Source organism: Mycobacterium sp. E796, from assembly GCF_001672815.1.
Taxonomy (GTDB): domain Bacteria; phylum Actinomycetota; class Actinomycetes; order Mycobacteriales; family Mycobacteriaceae; genus Mycobacterium.
The window spans coordinates 1-21,565 of record NZ_LZKK01000019.1; the positions used below are offsets into that span (position 1 = coordinate 1).

Below are 21,565 nucleotides of genomic sequence, written 5' to 3' on the forward strand. Positions count from 1 at the left end.
GGCTTCGACAAGGGGCCTTTGCGCTGGTACCCAGTCGCCAGACGTGAACCGAGTAAACCCGACTATCTTCCGGCGACATGCGGATCAGCCAAACGGTTATCGCCGTGCGAGGCAACCTGCTGACTCTGTCCCGACTGAGGGTGAAGAGCGCCGACGTGAGCCCAGGAGCGCCGTACGACGAATTTCTCTGCCTCTACGGCGTCGACGAGGAAGGCCGATTTGACCTGCAGGTGTGGTTCGACGTCGATGACACGGATGCCGCGCTCGCCGAACTCGACGTCGCGCACGCACGGTTTGGCGAGGAGCAGCCGAATGCGCCGCGGTTGGAAAATGCGACGACCAGACTTTACCCGCGCGTCCAGTCGGTGACCGAGGCTCCACCCGAAGCTCCGAGCATCGAACTGGACAACGCGGCAGTGCGAGTGGGCGAACGCGTGATGGCCGCGGTTCACCGCGGGGCCTGGGACGAGTTCGAGCAGTTTTTCGCACCCGATATCTCGATCGAAAATCGCCGGAAGGTCGTCGGTCTTACGCTGCCATCCGAGGAGTGGCGACGTGGGTGGAGGCGCGAAGTCGAGACGAGCGGTATGCGGGTCACGCACGTCATGGTCGCGGCGCGAGGCGAGCGCCTGGCGCTCGCTCGAATGTGGGCCGGCACCGAAGACATGAGCCCTGGCGCCCCGTACGACGAATTGCTTCACCTGTATGCCATCGACGAACAGGGTCGGGTCGCGCTGCAAATGTTCTTCGACGTCGAAGACATCGACGCCGCGCTTGCGGAACTCGACGCCCTGGCCACCCGATTCGAGGCAGCACATCATCGATCAACACTCGAGAATGCCGCGAGTCGAGCCGACGATCGGGTCATTGCGTTGTTCGCCAGCCGCTGCTGGGACGAGATGGGCGAACTGTTAGCCGACGAAATCCACGTCGATGACCGTCGGCGCGGATTCGCCCGAGAGAGCAACGAACGCGCTACAGAGGTCGCGAATTTGCGGGCAATCGCCGACCTTGGCGTAGTAAGGATCGACGCGAAACCGCTTGCGATACGAGGTGATCGCCTGTGTCTGAATCGCCTACGGTTTGAGGGGCAAGATGCCCGGTCAGAGGCACTAGATGCCGACGAGCTGTTGGTTGAGGCACTGTCGATCACCGAGGTCGACGCTGACGGTCTGATCCTTGCAAGGACACATTTCGACTCCGACGACTTCGATGCCGCGATCAAGGAACTCGACGCACGCTACTGCGCCGGTGAGGCAGCCGCATACTCGCGCACCTGGTCAGTCATCACTGGCGCCTACGCCGCCCTCAACCGACACGAGATCGCCGCAACAACAACAGACTTCGCGAGCATCGACCACCGCCGCGGGACGAAGTTTATGCCCGGCGACTTGGTCGCATATGTCCGAGCAACCTGGGAACTGGAAGAGGACGACAGCACCTATATAGAGTCCGTACACCACCTGGACAAGCTCGGAGCGGTTGTCACTCATGTGACGCGCGGGACCTCACGAGAGGGCTTTGAAGCTGAGTGGCGGGAAGTTTTCCTACTCGCAGCCCAAGGGGACTTGCTCAGCCGCTGTGAGCTGTTCGATGAATCGGACGTGGACACCGCGATGGCACGGTTCGAACAGCTCAGCCGTCCCGCACCGCGGCTGGAGAACACGGCAATCGAAGTGGCCGAACGCTTTCTAGAACGGTTCGCGGACCGCGACTGGGACGCCATGACAGAGGTGTTCGCGGACGACTTTGTCAGTGAGGACCGCCGTCGCGTGGTGGGCGCTGGTATCCGACACGGCCGAGATGTCGAAATCGCAAGCATCCGCGCCGGTTACGACCTCGGCGGGACGAACATGACGTCGACCGTCATTGCGACCCGCGGCGCGCGCCTCATCCTCACACGTACGCGCCACTCGGGCCCAGACCAAGCGCCCGAGGGCTTCCTCGTCGATTCCCTCGCCGTCGTGGAAATCAACACCGAAAATCGAATCGTGGCGCGCGTCGTGTTCGAGCCCGAGAACATGGACGCTGCCTTCCAGGAACTCGATACCCGTTACCTCACCGGCGAAGCGGCCCCCCACGCCCACACCTGGTCCGTCGTCTCGGCGGTATTTGCTGCGCTGAGGCGGCACGAGATGTCGCCAACGACATCGGATTTCGTGGACGTCGACCGACGACGGCTCGCGGTCGAAACCGGAGGTTTCGAGGCATACCTCCGTGCCATCTGGGACGTCACCGATTACGTCAGCGTGCACATCACCGCTGTGCATCGGTTGACCGCGCTTGGAGCGGTCGTCACCCACGCGTCGCACGCGACATCCCACGAGGGCCTCAACGCCGAGTGGCAGAACGTCAATCTTCTGACTTTCGACGGTGATCTGCTCAGTCGCGTCGAGCTGTTCGACGAGGCGGACATTGACGCCGCGCTCGCGAGGTTCGATCAGCTCAGCCGGCCGGCACGACGGCTGGAAAACGCGGCAAGCCGAGTGCTCGAGCGCTACTTCGCCCGCTTCGCCGCCCGCGACTGGGAAGTCATGGCCGAAACGCTGACCGACGACTTTCTGACCGACGACCGTCGACGAGTGGTTAACGCGGGGGTTCGGCGAGGGCGGGATGCCGAAATCGCGAACATGCAGTCATTTGCCGAGATTGGGATCATAAACATCGCGCCGACCACGATCGCGTCGCGTGGGGAGCGCCTCGTCCTCTGTCGTCACGATGTGTCTTTCCGCGACTGGACCGAGGCTTACGACGTGATCGGCGTTGTCGAGATCACCGACACCCAGATTTCTGCCCACGTTATGTTCGACGCCGACGACATTGATGCCGCCATCGAGGAGCTCGACGCCAGATACCTCGCCGGCGAGGCGGCCGCATATGCGCGCACATGGTCGGTGATCGCCGAGGGCTTCGCCGCGCTCAACCGGCGCGAACTTCCGCCGACAACCCCGAGCTGGGTGAGCGTGGATCACCGCCACGGGACAGCGTTCGCCCCCGGCGATATGACCGCATACATCCGCGCCGCCTGGGACCTTGAGCGAGAGGTCAAGATTTACGTCAATGCTGTGTATAGGCTCAACGCCGTCGGGGCGGTCCTAACCTTCGTGACAAACGGTACCTCGCACGGCGGCTTCGAGGCCGAATGGCGGACGATCGAAGTACTGACTGTCGAAGGCCACATGACAAGCCGTTGCGAGCTGTTCGATGAGTCCGACCTCGACGCTGCACTTGCACGGTTCGAACAGCTCAACCGGCCGGCACCGCGGCTTGAAAACGCCGCAAGCCAAGCGCTCGAGCAATGGTTAGCGCGCTTTGCGGCACGCGACTGGGACGCGATGGCGGCGCTAGTTGCCGACGACTACTACGGCGACGATCGCCGTCCTGTTTTTGGCGCCGGAATCCAGCGCGGCGGGGATGTCATGATCAGGCAATTCCAGACCGCCGCCGACCTGGACGTCACGCGAGCGGCGTCAAACGTCGTCGCCACCCGCGGGAATCGTGTCGCCCTCACGCATACCCACTTCTCACGCATCGACGACGGCCCCGATGCGTTCCGCGTGGACGTCCTATATGTAGTCGAGATCGACGCCGACGAGCGGATCTCGGCGCTGATCGCGTTCGACTCTAGTGATTTCGATGCTGCCATCCAGGAACTCGATGCGCGTTACCTCGCCGGCGAAGCGGCCACACATGCGCACACGTGGACCGTCATCGCTAGGGCGTACGCCGCGCTCAACCGCCGCCAATTCCCTGCAACCACGCCAGATTGTGTCAATATCGACCACCGAGGCGAGACTGCGTTTGGGCCCGGCGACTTGAGCGCATACCTCGACGCCGGGCTGGGGCTCGACGAAGGCATCACAATCTATATCGAGTCCGCCCATCGGCTCACCGACCTCGGTGCGGTCATCACCTATGCGGCCCATGAGACCTCCCACGAGGGCTTCCAGGCCGAGTGGCGAGGGCTCGCGATGTTGATGGTCGAAGGCGACATGGTCAACCGCTGCGAAGTGTTCAATGAGGCGGACCTCGACACAGCAATCGCGAAATTCGAACAACTGACCCGACCAGCGCTCCGGCTGGAAAACACGGCAAGCCAGGCAGCTTCGCGGTTGTTGGAGAACTTACTGGCGGGCGACTGGGACACCATCACGGAAATGGTGGCCGATGACTTTTCGCAGAATGACCGCCGCCGGGTGGTGGGCGCGGGATTCCGAGCGGGTCAAGACGCCGAGATCGAGGATTTGCGGGCTATCGCCGATTTGGGGCTTACGAACATAGCGTCGACCATCATGGCGACCCGCGGAGAACGCCTAGCCCTAATGCGTGTCCGCTTCTCGTTCCGCGAGCAAGGGACCGAGGCATTTCTCGGAGAGTTGCTTGGTATCTGCGAGATCAATGCCGACGAGCGGATTGTCGGCGCTTTCGCGTTCGAACTCGACGACTTCGACGCCGCCATCGCCGAACTCGACGCCCGCTACCTCGCCGGTGAAGCTGCCGACCAAGCACACATATGGTCGGCCGTCAGGTCGGTTTACTCCGCGCTCAACCGCCACCAGTATCCCGCGCTGACACAGGATTCGGTGTGCATCGATCGTCGATCGCTCGTACCGATCGAGACGGCCGATCTGGCGACATGGATCCGTGAGGTATGGAACCTCACTCCAGACCTCAGCAACTACATCGAAACAGTGCATCAGCTCAGCGACTCCGGAGCGGTCCTCACGCACGCAGCACATGGCACCTCGCAAGCGGGGTTCGGCGCCGAGTGGCGGTTGATTGCCGTGCTGATATTCGAAGGCGACCGGATCGGCCGGTTAGAGATTTTTGACGAGGCCGATATCGACGCTGCGATCGCGAGATTCGATCAGCTCAGCCCACCGTCGCATCGGCTGGAAAACGCGGCAACCCGGATAGGCGAAGAAATCGGCGCATGCTTCGCGGCCCGCGACTGGGACGCCATGGCGGAGTTACTCGCCGAAGACATTTGCACCGACGATCGCCGTCGCATCGTGGGCGCGGGAATCCGACGCGGCCGGGATGCCGAGATCGCAGGCATGAAGGCCACCGCCGACGTCGGGACGAAGAACATCACAGGGACCGTCCTGGCGACGCGCGGCGAGCGCCTCTCGCTCGGTCGTGTCTGCTTCTCGGGTCATGATCAAGCCTCTGCGACGTTCCTCGCAGAGGCGCTCGGAGTCGTCGAGACCAACGCCGACAACATGATTAAGGCGATCGTCACGTTCGACCTCGACGATATCGACGCTGCCTTCGAGGAGCTCGACGCGCGCTACCTCGCCGGCGAAGCGGCTGCCCAGGCCCAGGCCTGGTCAGCAGTCACGCTGGCCTACGCCATGCTCAATAAGCGCGAGCTCCCGCTCCCCTCAGCGCCGGAGTTCCTTGACCACAGGCGGGTGACGTCTGTCGCGCCGGGTGACCTGACTGCATTCATCGGCGCCGCATGGGAACTCGAGCCAGACATATGCAACCGCATCCAAACCGTTCACCGGATGGACGACCTGGGAGCGGTCGTCACGCGAGTATCAAATGGTATATCCCAACAGGGATTCGAGGCCGAGTGGCGGACCATCGACATTTTGAGCGTCAAAGGCGATCTGATCCGACGCGTGGAAATCTTCGATGAGGCGGACCTCGACGCCGCGCTTGCCAGGTTCGACGAGATCAACCGGTCACCGCGATTTGAAAACTCCGCCACACGGACATGGTCTCGCATGGCCGACGCGACAAACCGTCGCGACATGGATGCATTCCTCGCGCTCACCAGTGCGGACCTGCGCTATGAGGACCGCCGGAAGGGCCTGCGCGATGAATTCCAGGGTCCAGAACGTCGGAAGGCCGTGCAAGCGATGCTCGGAAGCCTCCCAGCGAGCGTTCGGGTAACGGTGGACCCCGTCGCAATCAGGGGACCTCGCCTTTCGCTCATCCATGTCTGTTACCGAGACACTGATTACGCCGATCGCCCGATCACCGTCGAGTTCTTACAAGTCGCGGAAGTCGATGCCGACGGCCTGATGCGCTATGGCGTGAGCTTCGATACCGACGAGGTCGATGCAGCCTTCGAGGAACTCGATACGCGCTACCTCGCCGGCGACGCGGCCGCCCACTCGCACGCGTGGTCGGTCATTGTGCAGACGTGTGCCGCACTCAACAGACGCGAACTCCCCGCAACGACCGTCGACTTCGTCGACATCGACCATCGGTCCGTTGCCGCGATCGAATCTGGTGACCTGACGGCCTACATCCGTGTGGCGTTAAACGATGGCGTGTACAGCATTTACGTCGAGGCGGTACACCGACTGAGCGACCTCGGCGCAGTCGTCACCCTTGTTTCGAACGGCACCTCACAACAGGGTTTCGATGGCCAGTGGCGCATGACAGACATCTTTGTGGTCGAGGGCGACCTGATCAGCCGCTGCGAGATGTTCGACGAAGCAGACCTGGACGCCGCCTTAGCGCGGTTCGAGGAACTCAATCGGCTCGGCTAGCCGCGCTGGCGCCGAAACGGCTTGCGGCGCCGCACCAAGACCAGAACCAACGCGACCACGGCCAGCACCGGTATCCATGGGATGAGGAATCCGACCGCCATCACGACGCCGTGGATAGCGGAGAGCAGCGACTGCCACCCATGTTTTAGAGCGCTCATGAAACCGGGCTGAGTCACCGTCGGTTTGGTCGACAGGCTGACGTCGATCGTCGCGTAAGAGATCTGGTCGCCGAGCGTGGCGCGCTGCGCCCGCAGCGAGTCCAGCTCGGCCTGCCGCTGGGTCAGCGACGACTCCGCAGCCAGCAGGTCGGCGACGTTGCCGGCCCGGCCCATCAGTTGCAGCAGTCGATTGACCGAGGTCTGCAACGCCTCGATGCGCGCATCGAGGTCGACGCGCTGCGACGTCACGTCGTTGTGCCCGATCGACATCGAGTCGACGGTCCCCAATTTCTTGGCATCGGCCAGCACCCCGTCGAGTTTGTCGGCGGGAATTCGCAACACGAGATCCACGGTCGGCGAAGACGATCCGGATCGCTCCGATCGCGAGTCCACGCGGCCGCCGGCGTCGGTGACCGCGGTGACGAGCCGGTCGGCCACCTGAGTGGGCTCGGCGACGATCATCTGCATCGACCCCGTCGTGATGACGTCGCGTTTGTAGGTGGCGTCCGCGGGGGCCTGCGGCGGTGGCGGCGCTTCAGGTATCGAGACGGTGTTCTCGGGAACGCCGGCCCTCGTCCCGGAAGTCTGGCCCGCGGCGCTCCGATCCTCTGATGCTGGAATCTTGCCACTCACAATGCCGTCGGAAGTAGCGGTGGAGTGGCCGCCGTCCCGACTCGCCGACCAGGTCCAGCCGCCGCCGATGAGCAGAGCGCCGACCACTACCGCCGCAATCACATTGCGCAGCTTGACTGTTCGTGCCTGCGACTTGTCCGACGACCCCTTGGCGGGCGGAGCGGGTTGACTCGGCGCCAAGGCAGCCCCGGCCAGCAAGGACCGCGGCGCGGCCGCCGCAACCACGGCATCGCCCGGCACCGGCCCCGGCTCCCAGCCGGCCGGCAGCTCGACGGGCTGCATCACGCGGTGCGGCGCTTCACCGTCGGCAACGACACGGCTGTCCACCGCGACGAACGCGGTGAACCTGCACAACACACCAAATCGCAACGAAGTAATGACAATTCGCTTCTCTAAATCCTCCGTGGGGGCCACGGCGTAGCGGTCCTCGAGGTCGCGCAGGTGCGCCCGCGCCCACTGCGCCGCAACGGCCGGGGCGTCAACGCGCCGTCCGGCGATACTGACCGACCAGTCCCCTCCCTCCCCCGTCGCGCCACGCAGGGTCAGGGAACCTGACGCGCTCCCCCGGTACCGTCCGCTCACCACGAGTGGCACTCCAGGGAACAGGTCGGGCAGCCGAGCCGGGTTCGCGGTGTCCTCGATGATCGCCAGCCCCTCCGCGTGCAGCGACAGCGAGTGCGCCAGCGGCGCTCCGATGCGGCGGTGAATGGCGTCCATCGCCTCGTCGAGGCGATCCTCGCTTTCCACCAGTTCGCAGCGCCCGCCCCCGACACTTGCCAGGCGCCAAAGGAATCCGGCATTGACGGCCTGGTCGACGCCAACCGCGTGCACGCACACCCGGTGCAGGTCGCCGGACAGCTCGTGCAGGAGTTGGTCCTCGTTGCCGACCTGACCGTCGGTGACGAGGATGACGACGGCGTCGCGGGCCTCGCCGTTGCGCGACCCGCCCAACAACGCGAGGGCCTGCCGCAACGGCGCGACCATCTCGGTGCCGCCGCGCGCGTCGACGCGGGCGAGGTGCTCGACAGCACGGTACCGGTGCTTATCGCTCGCCTCGACCAGCCCGTCGGGCAACCCGACGGGTCGGTCGATCCGGTCATCGAATGTCAAGACGGCGAACCGGTCTCCGGTGGTGAGCGTGTCGACGATGCGCGCCGCGGCGCGGCGGGCCGCCACCATCTTCCAGCCGGCCATGCTGCCGGAGCGGTCGAGCACCAGCACCAGGTCCCGCGGGCGTGGCGGCGCGCTGGACGCCGGCGGCAGCACGGTCAGCTGGAAGGTTCCCTCGTCGCCCTCCGAATCGGGCACCAGCACAAGCGAATCGGTGAGGTCGTCTGACCCGTAGCGCAGCCGCAGCACCAAATCCCGGTTGGCCCGCTCGCCGGGGTGTACTCGGATCCGGCCGTCGTCGGTGGACACCGCGTGCAGGCTCGACCGCACCTCCGACAGCGTGAGGCCGGCGGGGTCGATGCCGACCTCGATGGACAGCGGAACCGGGTGCGGGAAACCGGGCAGCAGCACGGGTGGCGTGATGCGCGACGCGTCCGGCACCGCGTCGGTGTCGTCGGCGTACCCGTCGCCCACCGCGATGTCCGCGAGCGCGCGGCCCGGAATGTACCGCGGCGCAACCACAAGCGGAAAACGGAACGTCGCCTCGCCGTCCGCGTACGCCAGGGGGATGACGAGCGTCAGGGCGATGCTGACCCGTTCGCCGGGCAGGATGTTGCCGACCCGCATGGTGAAAACGTCCGGCCGCTCCTCCTCGGCGATGGACGCGCGCCGGCCCGACGCGATGGCGTCGTCGTAGGCCTGCCGGGCGGCCCCCCGCTCCCGCAGTTCGGCATCAACGACCCGCCCGTCGGCCGTCATCTGCATCCGCGTGACCGCCCCCCGATCCGGCAGCGGGAACACATAGCTGGCCTCCAGCGGTACGTCGAAGGCATTGACGAAGTCCTGCGTCAGCTCGACCCGACTGGTGAAGCCAGTGATCTCGGCGCGCACGTCGATGCGCTCCAGCGGCAGGTTTCCGCGCTCGGTGCTCAAAGCACCAAACCCGGCCTCGTCGTCCGGGGCGGCCACCCGATCGGTTTCGGCGTCGCTCATCGACGTGATGCGGACGGTCATGAGGGGCTCCGTTCATCAGGGGTCAGCAGGCCACGCTCGGCCAGCAGTTCGAGCAGCGGCCGGGCGGCCGCACGGATCGCGTCGATGTCGTCTTCGTCGGGGCGGTCGCCATTTCCGGATCCGGCCGGCAGCAGCAGCATCGCCCCGCCGGGCAGGCTCACGGCCGCCAGCCTCGTGACACTGTCAGCGCCGTCGCCGTTGGCCACCGGTTCGGCGGCGGCGGGTGGCTCGGCCCAAAAGCGTTGTCGGCGAACCGGACTCGGCGCGGGCTGCTCAGGCCCCTCAGGCTCCGCCGCGATGAGCTCGTCGGGCACAGCGGCGACTTTGCGCAGCGTCTCGTCCGTCGCTCCAGCCAGTTCGGCCTGGATGTCGGCGAGCGAGCGGCCCTCGGCCTGGCGCCGCTTGACCGCAACGATCTGCAGCAAGTGCCGCGGGCCGTAGAGCGCCGTGCGTCCTTGCATGGTCGGCCGGTCGACGAGTCCCGTCGTCGTGTACCAGCGAACAACTCGCCGATCGGGCAGGTCCCGGACGCGGCCGTTGGGCGCGCCCGGATACGCGGGATCGGCCAGCCCGGCGGCCACCCGTCGAACCAGCTCGTCCAGCGTCCAAGACGCCACGTCGGCCATTCGTCGATACTGACACTGTCACGGTGACACTGTCAAGGTTTTGCCAACAGCTCGATTACCGATGCGTCGAAAACGCGTCTGCTGGATGCAGATGTGAATACGCTTCATCCGCACAGGGATAAGGGAGGAATGGCGTGTCGCTTCTGATGGTGGCCCCCGAGATGTTGACGTCGGCCGCCGCGGATTTGGAGAGCATCAGCTCATCGGTGAGCGCGGCGCATCTGGCGGCCGCCGTTCCGACGACGGGGATGGCGGCGGCGGCCGCCGATGAGGTCTCGCAGGCGGTGGCGGCGTTGTTCGCCGCCTACGGGCAGCAGTATCACGCGCTCAGCGCGCGGGCCGGCGCGTTTCAACAACAGTTTCTGCAGGCCCTCAACTCGGCCGCCGGGTCGTATGTCGCCGCGGACGAAGCGGGCGCGTCACTGCTCAGTGCGGTCAACGCGTCCACCGAAGCGTTGGTGGGCCGCCCGCTGATCGGCGTCGGGAGTGCCGCCGGGACGGGCGTGGCCGACGCGGCGATCAATGACCTGAACCTGCTCGCCCAGCGCGAGTTCGGCATCTACAACTTTCGCGACTGGCGCGGATGGGCCGCGTTCTTGTTGGACTACACGTGGGGCTTCGAGGGCACGGCGCTGGGCTACGGCGTGCAAGCCCTCAACGCGTTCACGCCCAACGGCGGCGGCTACGACGCCGCCTTCAGCGCGCTGGTGGGTTCCCACGTCTACCGCGGCGGCATCGGGCTGCCCGGCTTTGCCACCACGATGGGCAACGTCACCACCCATCTCGGAACCGGTCCGGGCGCCAACGACGTGATGGTCAACCACGAAGAGGTCCACGTCTGGCAGAACAGGATCTTCGGCCCGCTGTTCCAAACCAGTTACGCCGCTTGGGCGTTCGGCGGCTACTTCGTGGGAACGGGCTACTGGTTGATGCACCCGAACCTGGACTGGTTCAGCCTGGTCGAGACGGCGTCGTACTACGACAACCCCTGGGAGGTATGGGCCTACGCCAACGACAACAACTGGCCTCCGCCGGGCGCGGACCCGGCGCTGCTGTGGCCGGCCTGGACCGACCCGGTCTTACTCTCGCCGATCTGGATGGCGCCGATCAGGCCGTTCTTGCCGGGGTAGGGTCTCGAATCCCGTTGATTCCCAACGCCGGTATCAGGCCGCCGGTGCCAGCGCTTCTCCGGCCATAGCGGCTTTTGCTTCGCGCCGCGTGCCGGGCGTGCGCACATAGGCCAGCCACGTGATCACCGCGCACAGCACGTAGAAGCCCAGGAATACCCAGAACGCCGTCGTCGCCGATTTCGCCGGTGAGAGGTACGACGCGCGCAGCACGACGTTGATGCCGACGCCCCCGAGCGCGCCGATCGCCCCGGCGATTCCGATCAGTGCGCCCGACATCCGGCGCGACCAGTCGGCCTTCTCCCCCGGGCTGAGACCGTCGAGGCTCTGCGCCTTGGCGTCGAAGATCGACGGAATCATCTTGTATACCGAGCCATTTCCGATTCCGGACAGGATGAACAGCGCGACGAACCCGGCGACATAGGCGAGCAGCACGCCGCCGGACGGGGCGCGATGTTTGGCGTCGCCCATCGCGCCGAACGCCACCAGCCAGCCGGCCGCAGCGATCATCGTCGCGAAGGTGTACAGCGTGACCTTGCTGCCGCCGATGCGATCGGACAGCCAACCGCCGACCGGCCGCACGATCGAACCCAGCAGGGGCCCGATGAACGCGATCTGTGCCGCGTGCAACGACGCCTGCGCCGTCATGGCCGGAGTCACTTTGGCGCCGTGACTGAGGTTGGCCAGAAAGCTGATTTGCAGCACCTGACCGAACGCGAACGAAAAGCCGATGAACGAACCGAACGTGCCGATGTAGAGCACTGCGATCAGCCACGAATCGCGGTATGCCATCACGTCGATCATCGAGCGGCCGTTGGTGCGCTGGTTGGTCAGGTTGTCCATGAACAGCGCGGCGCCGACCGCGGCGACGGACAGGAGCACCAAATACACCGCGCACACCCAGTGCGGGGAACGGTTGCCCGCGGTCGCGATTACCAGCAGTCCGACGACTTGGATCATCGCGACGCCGATGTTTCCGCCACCGGCGTTCAGCCCCAGCGCCCACCCCTTGAGCCGCTGGGGGTAGAAGGCATTGATGTTGGTCATCGACGACGCGAAGTTGCCCCCGCCGAGCCCGGCCACCGCCGCCACGACCATGAACGTTGTGTAGGACGTGTGCGGATGGGCCATGAAGTACAGCGTCAACACCGTTGGGATCACGAGCACCATCGCGGAGAAGACGGTCCAGTTCCGCCCGCCGAACGTTGCGGTCGCGAACGTGTAGGGCAGGCGCAGGATCGCTCCGATCAGCGTCGGCATCGCGACCAGGAAGAACTTTCCGGCGGCATCGATGTGGTAGACGCTCTGCGGCATGAATAGCACCATCACCGACCAGATCGACCAGACCGAAAACCCGACGTGCTCGGCAAAGATGGACCAGATCAGGTTGCGGCGCGCGATCTTGGCTCCGCCGTTGTTCCAGGCGTCGACGTCTTCGGCGTCCCAGTCATCGATCGTGTGTTGGCGCGTCATTAGCGGCATGCGAGAACCGTAGGAAAGGGTTGTTGCGGCGAGGCTTGCCCGCGATGACCTACTTGCTACAAGCCACTCACAAACCCGCAGTTGGGCCCTGTGAGGTCGACCTTGGACCGACCCATCACTCGGCAGCGACGCGCGGGACCAGATGCCAAGTAGTGCAAGGACAAGCGGATGCCGGAGGCCTTCTGCGGATCCCGATAGCTGCGCAGGCCGGAAACCATTGTGGGCGTTGCGCAGAACCCCCGTCGTCAGCGACGCGACCGCTGGGTGGTGCGGCGGCGTCCCAGCAGCACGCAGAACACGGCGAGCCCCGCCAGCAACGGGTGAACGATGCGGTCGCGCATGTCGACCGGCACCACGCCCACCAGGTCGGTGCCGTGAAATGCCTCAAGCCCGGCCGCCACGGCATAAACGAATCCGACCGCCAGGGCTGCCGCGGAGGCGGCTCGGGGGTATGCGATGCCGACCGCGAGCACGACGACCATCGCCAGCTGCCAGACCGATCGCCAGCCGTCTCCGGGCAGGTTGAAACTGGCCCCCGCCACCAGCGTTGAGGTGGCGCGCACCCCGAGAAACAGCGCAATGAACACGCAATACCAGCGCGGGGCGCTTGTGGTGCCCGTCCAGCCTGAGCTCACGGGAAGCTCCTCTCAGTCCCGTTACTGCCAGGGCGGCAGTAACGGATCCGACTATACTGCCACTGTGGCAGTAACGGGAGTGGCAAGCGGCCGGGACTCCGGTCCCCCGCGCCGGCGCCGTCGCACTCCTGCGGAGGCCCGCCGCGAAATCCTCGAGGCGGCGGCCGGGTTGCTGGCCGAGCAGCCCGCTCACGCGGTCAGTGTGGCGGCGATCATGGATCGAACCACGCTGTCGCGCAAGTCCTTTTATGTATATTTCCGCGACCGCGCCGAACTAATCGGCGCACTGGTGCGGCCCCTGCGTGTCGAGGCGGACGAAGCCCTGGCCCAATGGCGCCAGGCTGAAGATCCGGTCGCGGCCGGGCGTGAGGCGCTGCTGAGCGCGGCGCACACCTATCGCCGGCATGGGGCGATTCTGCGTGCGGTGTTCTGGTCGTCGGGCACGGATCCCGAGGTGGCCGCGGCCCGCTCGGCGCTGATCGACCCGGTGATCGACGTCGCCGAGGCGATCATTGACAGCGCGGACAGCAAGCTCGACGATCCCCGCGGGGCCGCGACGGCATTGGTGACCATGAACGTTCACCGGCTGCTGACGTTGACGCCAGACACCACCGACGCGGAAATGCACGCGCTCGTGGACACATTGGCCACGATCTGGGAACGCACGCTCTATTCGGGCAAGGGTTAGCCCGGCACGGATCATCGCGTCGATGCTCGACGCCGTGGCGGGCGATGCGCCGCCTGCACGTCGGCGTTGGCCAGCGTCTGCGCCTGAGCGGCCAGTGTCGACGCCCTGTTGGCATGCGCAATCGCCTCGGGTTCGTTCGTCGTTTCCTTGCCGTGCGCCGCTTGCAGATGCCGTTGCGCCTCGTCCAACCGGCGCTGCGCGTCGGTACCGATGCTCTGGCGATGCCTACTCACGTAGTCGGTGATCTGGCGCAATCTGGCATCCGCGGTGGACAACGCTTGCGCCAACGAACGCGCTTCGATGTTCACCTGCCCGTCGCCGGTGTCGATTCGCTGCACCGCGCGCCGGCGGCGGTGTCGGCGATAGAGCACAACAACCACCACGACGACGATCACCGCGACGATGACGCCGATCGCGATCAGCAGCCAGATCCGCTTGGACGAGCTTGGCGTTTTGTTCAACCCGTCAGCCGCGGCGACCGCGGCTCCGCGCCAGTCCTTGGCGTTCACCGCGGGTTCAATCTTGTTGCTGCGCAGGCTGTTTAACTCGGCCGCCGTCATGCCTTCCAAGTTCGGTGGCGCGGTGAACGCGTACAGCTTGGTGTTCGTCGCCACGGCCAGCAGGGCGTCGTGATCGCCCATGGCGCTCGCGCTGCGGGTTCGGTCGGCCCAGTTCTCGGGTTTGAACCTGGAGAAGTTGTCGACGTAGACCACCCACAGTTGAATGTGCCGGTCGTGGTACAGCCGGTCGATCGCCGTGCTGACCGCCGCCCGGTCCGAGTCCGTCAGCGCCCCGGTGTTGTCGGTGATGTGATCGGTGAGCTTGGACGGCGGTTGCGCGCCGGCGGGCGTCGCCCACAGCAGGCTCGCCGTGAGGATCGTCAGGACCACACCGAAGAGGCGAACAGCGCGCATACCGGTAATTTAGCCCGCCCACGGCCGCCGCCCGGCGGGTCGCCACCGCGCCAAGCGCTGGCGCACGATCCCTGCCGTCGCCGGTCGGCGTTCAATGCACTAATTTTCCTCGGGTGACGTTCTCAGCTGGCGCAGTCGCGCGGTGGATCGCCCCTCTCCTAACTGTTGCGGCCGTGGCCGCGACGAGTCTTGTTGCAGACCCGGTGCAGGCCCGGGTGCGGTTGGCCGATGACGCCAATCCGTTGGCCGGCATGCCCTTCTACGTCAATCCGAATTCGGCGGCCATGCGCGCGGCACAGCATGCCGATCCACCGAGTTCCGAGTTGACCGCCATCGCCAACACGCCGCAGGCGTACTGGATCGTCCCGGGCTCGTCCGCGTCGACGGTCGCGAAGTACACCGGCGACGCGGCGGCTGCCGGCGCCATCCCGGTCCTGGCGATCTATGGGATTCCGCACCGCGACTGCGGCAGCTTCGCCGCGGGCGGCATGGCGACGGCCGACGACTACCGCGGGTGGATCGACGGGATCGCATCCCAGGTGGGTGGTACGCGGACGGCGGTCATCCTCGAACCCGATGCGCTCGCCATGGCCGACTGCCTGTCGGCCGACCAGCGCCAAGAGCGCTACGACTTGATTCGTTATGCCGTCGACACGCTGACGCGCAGTCCGGCGACGGCCGTGTACGTCGACGGTGGTCACTTGCGCTGGCATAGCGCCGAGGACATGGCCGCCAGGCTCAACAAGGTCGACGTCGCCCGTGCGCGCGGTTTTAGCCTCAACACCGCGAACTTCTACACCACCGGGGACGAAATCGGTTACGGCGAGGCGATTTCCGGGCTCACGAACGGTTCGCACTACGTGATCGACACGTCGCGCAACGGCGCCGGGCCGGCGCCCGACTCCGGGCTCAACTGGTGCAACCCCAGCGGCCGGGGGCTGGGCGCCGCCCCGACCACCGCGACCGCGGGCGCGCACGCCGACGCTTACCTGTGGATCAAACGTCCCGGCGAGTCCGACGGAACATGCGACAAAGGTGATCCGCCAGCGGGCACCTTCGTGAGTCAGTACGCCATCGATCTGGCCCACGCAGCGGGCTCGTAGCGCGTCTCGTCGAGCAGTCACGAAGCCGCATGGCGAGAAACCGCGCCTCGATAGGCAAATATCTGGGCTACACAGGCGCGGTCTTGTTAAATACAGTTGCCGGTTCGAGTCGCCCCGATGAACTTGAGGGGAGCCGCAGATGTCGAGTTACGTGATCGCCGCACCGGAGGCCTTGGCCGCGGCTTCGGCGGATTTGAGCGGCGTCGAGGAGGCGATCAAAGAGGCCACGGCGTCGTGGGCGCCGTCGACCATGGGGATCGCGCCGGCGGCCGCCGACGAGGTGTCGGCCGCGATTGCGCGGTTGTTCGGCAACTACGCGCAGACGTATCAAACGCTGGGCGCCCACGCCGTCGCGTTTCAGCAGCAGTTCATGCAGGCCTTGAGCGGCGGCGCGGGCACATACGCGGCCGCTGAGGCCACCAGCGCAGCGTTTCTAGGGCTCCCGGGCCCGCGGGCCGTGGAGCGGAACCTGCTGGACACGTCCAATGCCTACTCACTGACGTTTACCGGCCGGCCGCTGATCGGCAACGGCGCCAACGCCGCCCCCGGCACCAGCGGCGCCGGAGGGCCCGGCGGGTGGTTGCTCGGTTCTGGCGGGGCCGCCGGCCCCGCCGTCGCCGCCGAAGCCGGTGCCGCCGACACCGCCGGGACCGCCGTTACCCACGAGCAGGGCGCCGGCGCCGCCGGGTCCACCGGCTCCGCCGGCGCCGGTGTCGCCCAACCCGCCAGTGCCGCCGGCGCCACCGGCACCGACCAGCATGCCGCCGGCTCCGCCGACACCGCCCGCACCGCCGATGTTCCCGGCTCCGCCGGCCCCGCCGGCGCCGCCGGCGGCACCGGCGGCTTCGCGACGGCTGGAGCCGGCGGCACCGGTGGGACCGGCGGCGCCGGCGCCCTGCTCGGTAACGGCGGTCCCGGCGGGGTCGGCGGATTCTCGGCGGCCGGAACCGGCGGGGCCGCCGGTTTGCTGTTCGGCAACGGCGGGCACGGTGGCAGCGGTGGGGCGTCCATAATGACCAACGGCGGGCCCGGGGGCAACGGCGGCAAGGCCGCACTGATCGGCAACGGCGGCGCCGGCGGCGACGGCGGAGTCAGCACGAACCTCGGCGGCATACCGGGGAATGGCGGCAACGCACAGCTGATCGGTAACGGCGGCGCCGGCGGTAACTCCGGCGAGGCCCCGTTCAAGGAGCCGCCCGGCGCCGGCGGGACCGGCGGCATCTTGTTTGGCTTGGACGGGGCGCCGGGGCAGCAGTAGCCAATCAGGCGGCGGCTTCGGGCCTTTGGTGCTCGACCAGATCACGCGCGCGCCCGCCTGTCTCGGACAACCCATCGATCCGCACAGTGCCGCCCGTCGCCTCGTACTGGCGCTGCCAATCGGTGATCGCCTGATGCGCGGCATGGTCGAGGTACTGAGTCGAAATGTTCACCGTGACAAGGGCTCCGGTCGGGATGGACGCCAGCACACGGGTCAGCCGGGGCAGGGCGAGGAAGGTGCAGGCCGGCCCCTCGATCACCACGCGCCAGTCGTCGCCGACCGGCTTCGCGTCGACCTTGACCCGGATCACCCGCCATCCGGTCAACACGACGGCCAGGGCCAGTCCGATCATCACCCCGTGCAGCAGGTTGAGGAAGACGACGCTGACCGCGGTCACTACGTAGACGGCGAGATCCCCGTGCTTCATTGCCGTTTCGATGTGCGCCGGCTTCAACAGCTGGATACCGATAACGATCAGCAGGCCCGCCAGCGCCGCGGTCGGGATCTGCTCGACCAGTTCAGCGAACGGAACCGTGAACAGCAGGATCCACACGCCGTGCATGATCGAGGAGGCGCGGGATTTCGCGCCCGCGTTGACATTCGTTGAGCTGCGGACGATTACACCCGTTACCGGAAGCCCGCCGATGGTCCCGGACAGGAAGTTCGCGGTGCCCTGCCCGATTAACTCGCGGTCGAAGTCGGTGCGCGGGCCGTTGTGCATTCGGTCCACCGAGACCGCCGACAGCAGGCTTTCGACGCTGGCAATCAGCGTGACGGTGATGACGCCGATGGCCACCGCGCCCCAGTTGCCGTGCGGAATGTCGGGCAGCCGCAGCGCATTCAGCGGCGACTCGTCGATCTCGATCCGTCGCACGTGGAACGGCAGCACGAGCGAGACGACCGTCACCGCAACGATGGCCACCAGCGGTCCCGGCACGAAGCGCAGCCGAGCCGGAACCCAGCGCCAGGCGATCAAGATGACGATCACCAGTGCGCCCAGCAGCGCCCCGGGCCGATGCGCATCGATGATCTGGCCCGGCAGGCCGATCAGGTTGTGCCAGGCCGTGCTTTTGGATTTTCCGCCCAACAAGACGTGCGCCTGTTGCAGCGCGATCGTGATCCCGATCCCGGCCAGCATGGCGTGCACGACGACCGGTGAGATCGCCAGCGCCGCACGCGCAACACGACTGAGCCCCAACAGAATCTGGAGCACTCCCGCGGTGGCGGTAATCAGACATGTTACGCCCCAACCGAAGTCGGAGATGAGGCCCGCGACCACCACCGTCAGGCCGGCGGCGGGACCGCTCACCTGCAACGGCGATCCGCCGAGGGACCCGACAATGATTCCCCCCACGATCGCGGCGATCAGCCCCGCCAGCACCGGTGCGTTCGAGGCGATCGCGATCCCAAGCGACAACGGCAGTGCGACCAGGAAAACCACCAGGGACGAGGGCAGGTCGTGTCGGAGGATGGATCGTATACGTTCCATTTGAATGTCTTGCATCGCTCGCTTCCCTCGTTAGGTGTAAGCGGGGAATGTTCCGAGCCCCGTATTTGCCCCTGGCTACTTCGGCGTAGCCTGTTGGCGCACAGGCGATTACAACAGCGCCATTCGGCGGTCAGAGCCTGGCTGCCTCGTTCGACGGTATTGGCGCGGCAAAGCGCGGGTCAAGCCGACCGGACGGGCGCATATGGAATGCAAATAATTTCGTTACGAGTTGTTTGGTTGACGAATCAGAAGCCCGCCCCGTGGACTTCGTGCCCCGGAACCTCCACCATCAGGCCGCGGTAGGCCTGCTCGACGGTCGAGCCGTGGTTGATCACCGCGTCGACCTCGCGAGCGATCGGCATGTTCAGGCCAAACTCATTGGCGAACTCGGTGATCACGCTGGCGGCCTTGACGCCCTCGGCGACCTGGTTCATCGAGGCGATGATCTCGTCGATCGGCTTGCCGGCCCCGAGCTGTTCGCCCACGTGGCGATTGCGGCTGCGCTGGCTGGTGCAGGTCACGATCAGGTCACCGAGCCCGGCCAGCCCGGGGAAGGTGTCGGGATTGCCGCCCATCGCCACCCCGAGCTTGGTCATCTCGCGCAGCGCACGCGCGATCACCAGCGCGCGCGTGTTCTCCCCGATCCCGAGCGAATAGCCCATCCCGACGGCGATGGCGTAGACGTTCTTCAGCGCGCCGGCCAACTCGACGCCGATGACGTCGTCGGTGGTGTACACCCGGAACCGCCGGGTGCGGAACAGTCCCGACAGCCGGGTCGCCAGGTGTTGGTCGGGCATGGCCAGCACCGCCGCGGCGGCGTAGCCCTCGCCGACCTCGCGCGCGATGTTCGGCCCGGCGAGGATTCCCGCCGGGTGACCGGGCAGCACCTCCTCGATGATCTGAGACATCCGCATGTTGGTGCCCTGTTCGAGCCCCTTGACCAGCGACACGACCGGCACCCACGGCCGCAGCTCCTTGGCCAGCTCGGTGAGGACCCCCCGGAAGCCATGCGAGGGCACGCCCATCACGACGACGTCGGCGCAGCTGGCGGCCTCGGCAAAGTCGCTGGTGGCGCGCAGCGTAGAGCTCAGTTCGACGCCCTCGCCGAGGTAGCGCGTGTTGCGATGGTTGTCGTTGATGTCGTCGGCGGTTTCCGCCGAACGCACCCATTGCAGCGTCGGCCCGCGGCGCGCGCAGATCGACGCGACGGTGGTTCCCCATGATCCGCCACCGAGAACGACAACGTTGGGTTCACGCATAGCCATGGCGATCACAGTATTGCCGCCACCGGAGATTTAGAAGCAGTTCACCAAGTGTGTGCCACTCGAAACCAAGGGCCCGACGGCAGGGGACTTCCGCCCCTACTTCCGCCGCCCGTCGTGCCCGATCGTCAAGGGACAGGTTCATACGAGGAGGATGCATGTCCGGACGCGCTCGTTGCGGCCGCGTGTCCGCGTTGCTGTCGGTGGCCGCCCTTGCCGTGTTGCTCACCTCGCCCGGGATCGCGGCCGCCGACGACGGCCGTCCGCGCGTCAACCCGGAGGAACGGGCGGCGGCCATGATCCGGCCGGCGGTGATGTACCTTGCCGGTCAAAGCTACGGCGCGGTCCGGCTGCCGGACGGCCAGATCCTGTCTCAGTTCGGCCCCGGTACGACCATGCCGTTCATCGCGACCTGGAGCTGCACCGGTTTCGTCGTCAACCCGGACGGCTGGGTGGCGACGGCCGGTCATTGCGTCGATTCCGAGAGCGCCAAGCTGCTGATCCTCAAGCGCGCGGCCAAGGAATACATCACGCAATTCCCCGACGCGCCCGAATCGCGGGATCCCACGACGACCCTGGACTGGCTGCGCAAGAACGCGCGGGTCGAAGGGGACACCCCCGACCGGGGCCCCGAAATCAGCCTGGCGCTGTCATACGGCACCGGAACCAAGCTCGCCGGTAAACTCGCCGCCAGCGTCGTGGATTTCCGGCCGCTCGGCAAGGGCGACGTCGCCCTTCTCAAGGTGGACAAACATAACCTGCCGTCGTCGGAGCTCGCCACCGACGCCGATGTCAGCATCGGCACATCGGTTCTGGCGGTGGGCTATTCGCAGAGCACCGAGAACGTCACCGGTCCCTCGCTGGACCCGACGAACAAGAGCGGCAAGGTCAGCAAGAAGTCGACCATGGGTTCGGCCGCCGAGTATGAGATCGATGCCGCGGTCTCGGAGGGCATGAGCGGTGGCCCGACCGTCGACCTCAACGGCAAAGTGATCGGCATCAACAGCTTCGCCCCCGTCGGCGAACCGCAGGCGTTCAACTTCGTCGCGCCCGCCGACGGCCTCGCCGCGATAATGGCGAGCAAGGGTGTCAAGGCGACGCTGGGGCCCGCCGACGCCTATTACCGCAAGGGCCTGAAGCATTACTACGCGGGCCAATACAGCGAGGCGATCGACGACTTCGACCAGACGCTGTCGATGTCGCCCGACTATCCCGGGCTGGCCGATCTCCGCACGAGCGCGGCCAACCTGCGCCAGCAGCACGGTGACTTCTCGTTGCTCAGTGGGGCGAACCTGTGGTGGTACATCGTGAGTAGCGTTGTGCTGGTGCTTGCCGCGAGCGCGGGCTTCACGTTCCTGGTCGTGCGGAGGCGCTGGCCCGTAAGGCTTTTCGATCGCAGGTCACTTTCCCGCCGACGCCGCCTCAGCGTCGTGGGTACGCCACCGCCGAGCTCCGCGGAACCGCACTTCTGCGCCAACTGCGGGGCGGAGCACCACCCCGCCGAAAGGTTCTGCCCGAATTGCGGCAAGAAAATATCCGTCGGGGCATCCGCGTGACCCG

The 21,565-nt window shown here is 66.4% G+C and carries 13 protein-coding genes; 6 read left to right on the forward strand and 7 right to left on the reverse strand.

The window, feature by feature from the left end:
* Positions 1–77: 77 nt before the first annotated feature.
* Positions 78–6,506, forward strand: a complete 6,429-nt coding sequence (locus A5706_RS01120) for a nuclear transport factor 2 family protein (protein WP_068126215.1) — start codon at positions 78–80, stop codon at positions 6,504–6,506.
* Here A5706_RS01120 and A5706_RS01125 read toward each other — a convergent pair.
* Both A5706_RS01125 and A5706_RS01130 read right to left on the reverse strand, forming a co-directional pair.
* Positions 6,503–9,421: a DUF4349 domain-containing protein gene (locus tag A5706_RS01125; RefSeq protein WP_068126217.1), complete on the reverse strand. Its 2,919-nt coding sequence runs from the start codon at positions 9,419–9,421 to the stop codon at positions 6,503–6,505. The two genes, A5706_RS01120 and A5706_RS01125, sit on opposite strands and share 4 nt — an antisense overlap.
* The gene (locus A5706_RS01130) at positions 9,418–10,047 is read right to left on the reverse strand and encodes a MerR family transcriptional regulator (RefSeq protein ID WP_068126219.1); all 630 of its coding nucleotides are present in this window, start codon (positions 10,045–10,047) and stop codon (positions 9,418–9,420) included. Before A5706_RS01130 ends, A5706_RS01125 begins: the two co-directional genes overlap by 4 nt.
* 134 nt (positions 10,048–10,181) lie before the next feature.
* Here A5706_RS01130 and A5706_RS01135 point away from each other — a divergent pair, with 134 nt between their 5' ends.
* Positions 10,182–11,177, forward strand: a complete 996-nt coding sequence (locus A5706_RS01135; protein ID WP_082964120.1) for a PE family protein — start codon at positions 10,182–10,184, stop codon at positions 11,175–11,177.
* Between the two features lie 33 nt (positions 11,178–11,210).
* Here A5706_RS01135 and A5706_RS01140 read toward each other — a convergent pair whose 3' ends face one another.
* Together A5706_RS01140 and A5706_RS01145 are read right to left on the reverse strand one after the other, a co-directional pair.
* On the reverse strand, positions 11,211–12,656 hold the full coding sequence (locus tag A5706_RS01140; protein ID WP_068126223.1) for a NarK/NasA family nitrate transporter: 1,446 nt from the start codon (positions 12,654–12,656) through the stop codon (positions 11,211–11,213).
* 245 nt (positions 12,657–12,901) lie between these two features.
* Positions 12,902–13,291, reverse strand: coding sequence for a hypothetical protein (locus A5706_RS01145; RefSeq protein WP_197517717.1), 390 nt, complete (start codon positions 13,289–13,291; stop codon positions 12,902–12,904).
* Positions 13,292–13,355: 64 nt separating this feature from the next.
* Here A5706_RS01145 and A5706_RS01150 point away from each other — a divergent pair, with 64 nt between their 5' ends.
* Positions 13,356–13,979, forward strand: a complete 624-nt coding sequence (locus tag A5706_RS01150; RefSeq protein ID WP_231984934.1) for a TetR/AcrR family transcriptional regulator — start codon at positions 13,356–13,358, stop codon at positions 13,977–13,979.
* 11 nt (positions 13,980–13,990) lie between these two features.
* Here A5706_RS01150 and A5706_RS01155 read toward each other — a convergent pair whose 3' ends face one another.
* Complete coding sequence (locus A5706_RS01155) at positions 13,991–14,893, reverse strand: YgcG family protein (RefSeq protein WP_068126230.1); 903 nt, start codon at positions 14,891–14,893, stop codon at positions 13,991–13,993.
* 113 nt (positions 14,894–15,006) lie between these two features.
* Between A5706_RS01155 and A5706_RS01160 the strand changes: the two genes are divergently transcribed.
* A complete protein-coding gene (locus tag A5706_RS01160; protein WP_068126232.1) occupies positions 15,007–15,996 on the forward strand; it encodes a glycoside hydrolase family 6 protein in 990 nt (329 codons plus the stop codon).
* Positions 15,997–16,135: 139 nt separating this feature from the next.
* Positions 16,136–17,254 carry a PE family protein gene (locus tag A5706_RS34865; RefSeq protein WP_068126233.1) on the forward strand — a complete coding sequence of 373 codons (1,119 nt, stop codon included), beginning with the start codon at positions 16,136–16,138 and terminating at the stop codon, positions 17,252–17,254.
* Between the two features lie 4 nt (positions 17,255–17,258).
* Here A5706_RS34865 and A5706_RS01170 read toward each other — a convergent pair whose 3' ends face one another.
* Complete coding sequence (locus tag A5706_RS01170) at positions 17,259–18,758, reverse strand: SulP family inorganic anion transporter (RefSeq protein WP_068126236.1); 1,500 nt, start codon at positions 18,756–18,758, stop codon at positions 17,259–17,261.
* Between the two features lie 230 nt (positions 18,759–18,988).
* On the reverse strand, positions 18,989–20,014 hold the full coding sequence (locus A5706_RS01175; protein WP_156766907.1) for an NAD(P)H-dependent glycerol-3-phosphate dehydrogenase: 1,026 nt from the start codon (positions 20,012–20,014) through the stop codon (positions 18,989–18,991).
* A 149-nt stretch (positions 20,015–20,163) separates the two neighbouring features.
* Between A5706_RS01175 and A5706_RS01180 the strand changes: the two genes are divergently transcribed.
* On the forward strand, positions 20,164–21,561 hold the full coding sequence (locus A5706_RS01180; protein WP_068126240.1) for a trypsin-like peptidase domain-containing protein: 1,398 nt from the start codon (positions 20,164–20,166) through the stop codon (positions 21,559–21,561).
* Positions 21,562–21,565: the final 4 nt, after the last annotated feature.

Coding starts and splice junctions, on each gene's coding strand:
- A5706_RS01120 (WP_068126215.1), top strand. CDS start 78: ATGCGGATCAGCCAAACGGTTATCGCCGTGCGAGGCAACCTGCTGACT.
- A5706_RS01125 (WP_068126217.1), bottom strand. CDS start 9,421: ATGACCGTCCGCATCACGTCGATGAGCGACGCCGAAACCGATCGGGTG.
- A5706_RS01130 (WP_068126219.1), bottom strand. CDS start 10,047: ATGGCCGACGTGGCGTCTTGGACGCTGGACGAGCTGGTTCGACGGGTG.
- A5706_RS01140 (WP_068126223.1), bottom strand. CDS start 12,656: ATGCCGCTAATGACGCGCCAACACACGATCGATGACTGGGACGCCGAA.
- A5706_RS01155 (WP_068126230.1), bottom strand. CDS start 14,893: ATGCGCGCTGTTCGCCTCTTCGGTGTGGTCCTGACGATCCTCACGGCG.
- A5706_RS34865 (WP_068126233.1), top strand. CDS start 16,136: ATGTCGAGTTACGTGATCGCCGCACCGGAGGCCTTGGCCGCGGCTTCG.
- A5706_RS01170 (WP_068126236.1), bottom strand. CDS start 18,758: ATGCAAGACATTCAAATGGAACGTATACGATCCATCCTCCGACACGAC.
- A5706_RS01180 (WP_068126240.1), top strand. CDS start 20,164: ATGTCCGGACGCGCTCGTTGCGGCCGCGTGTCCGCGTTGCTGTCGGTG.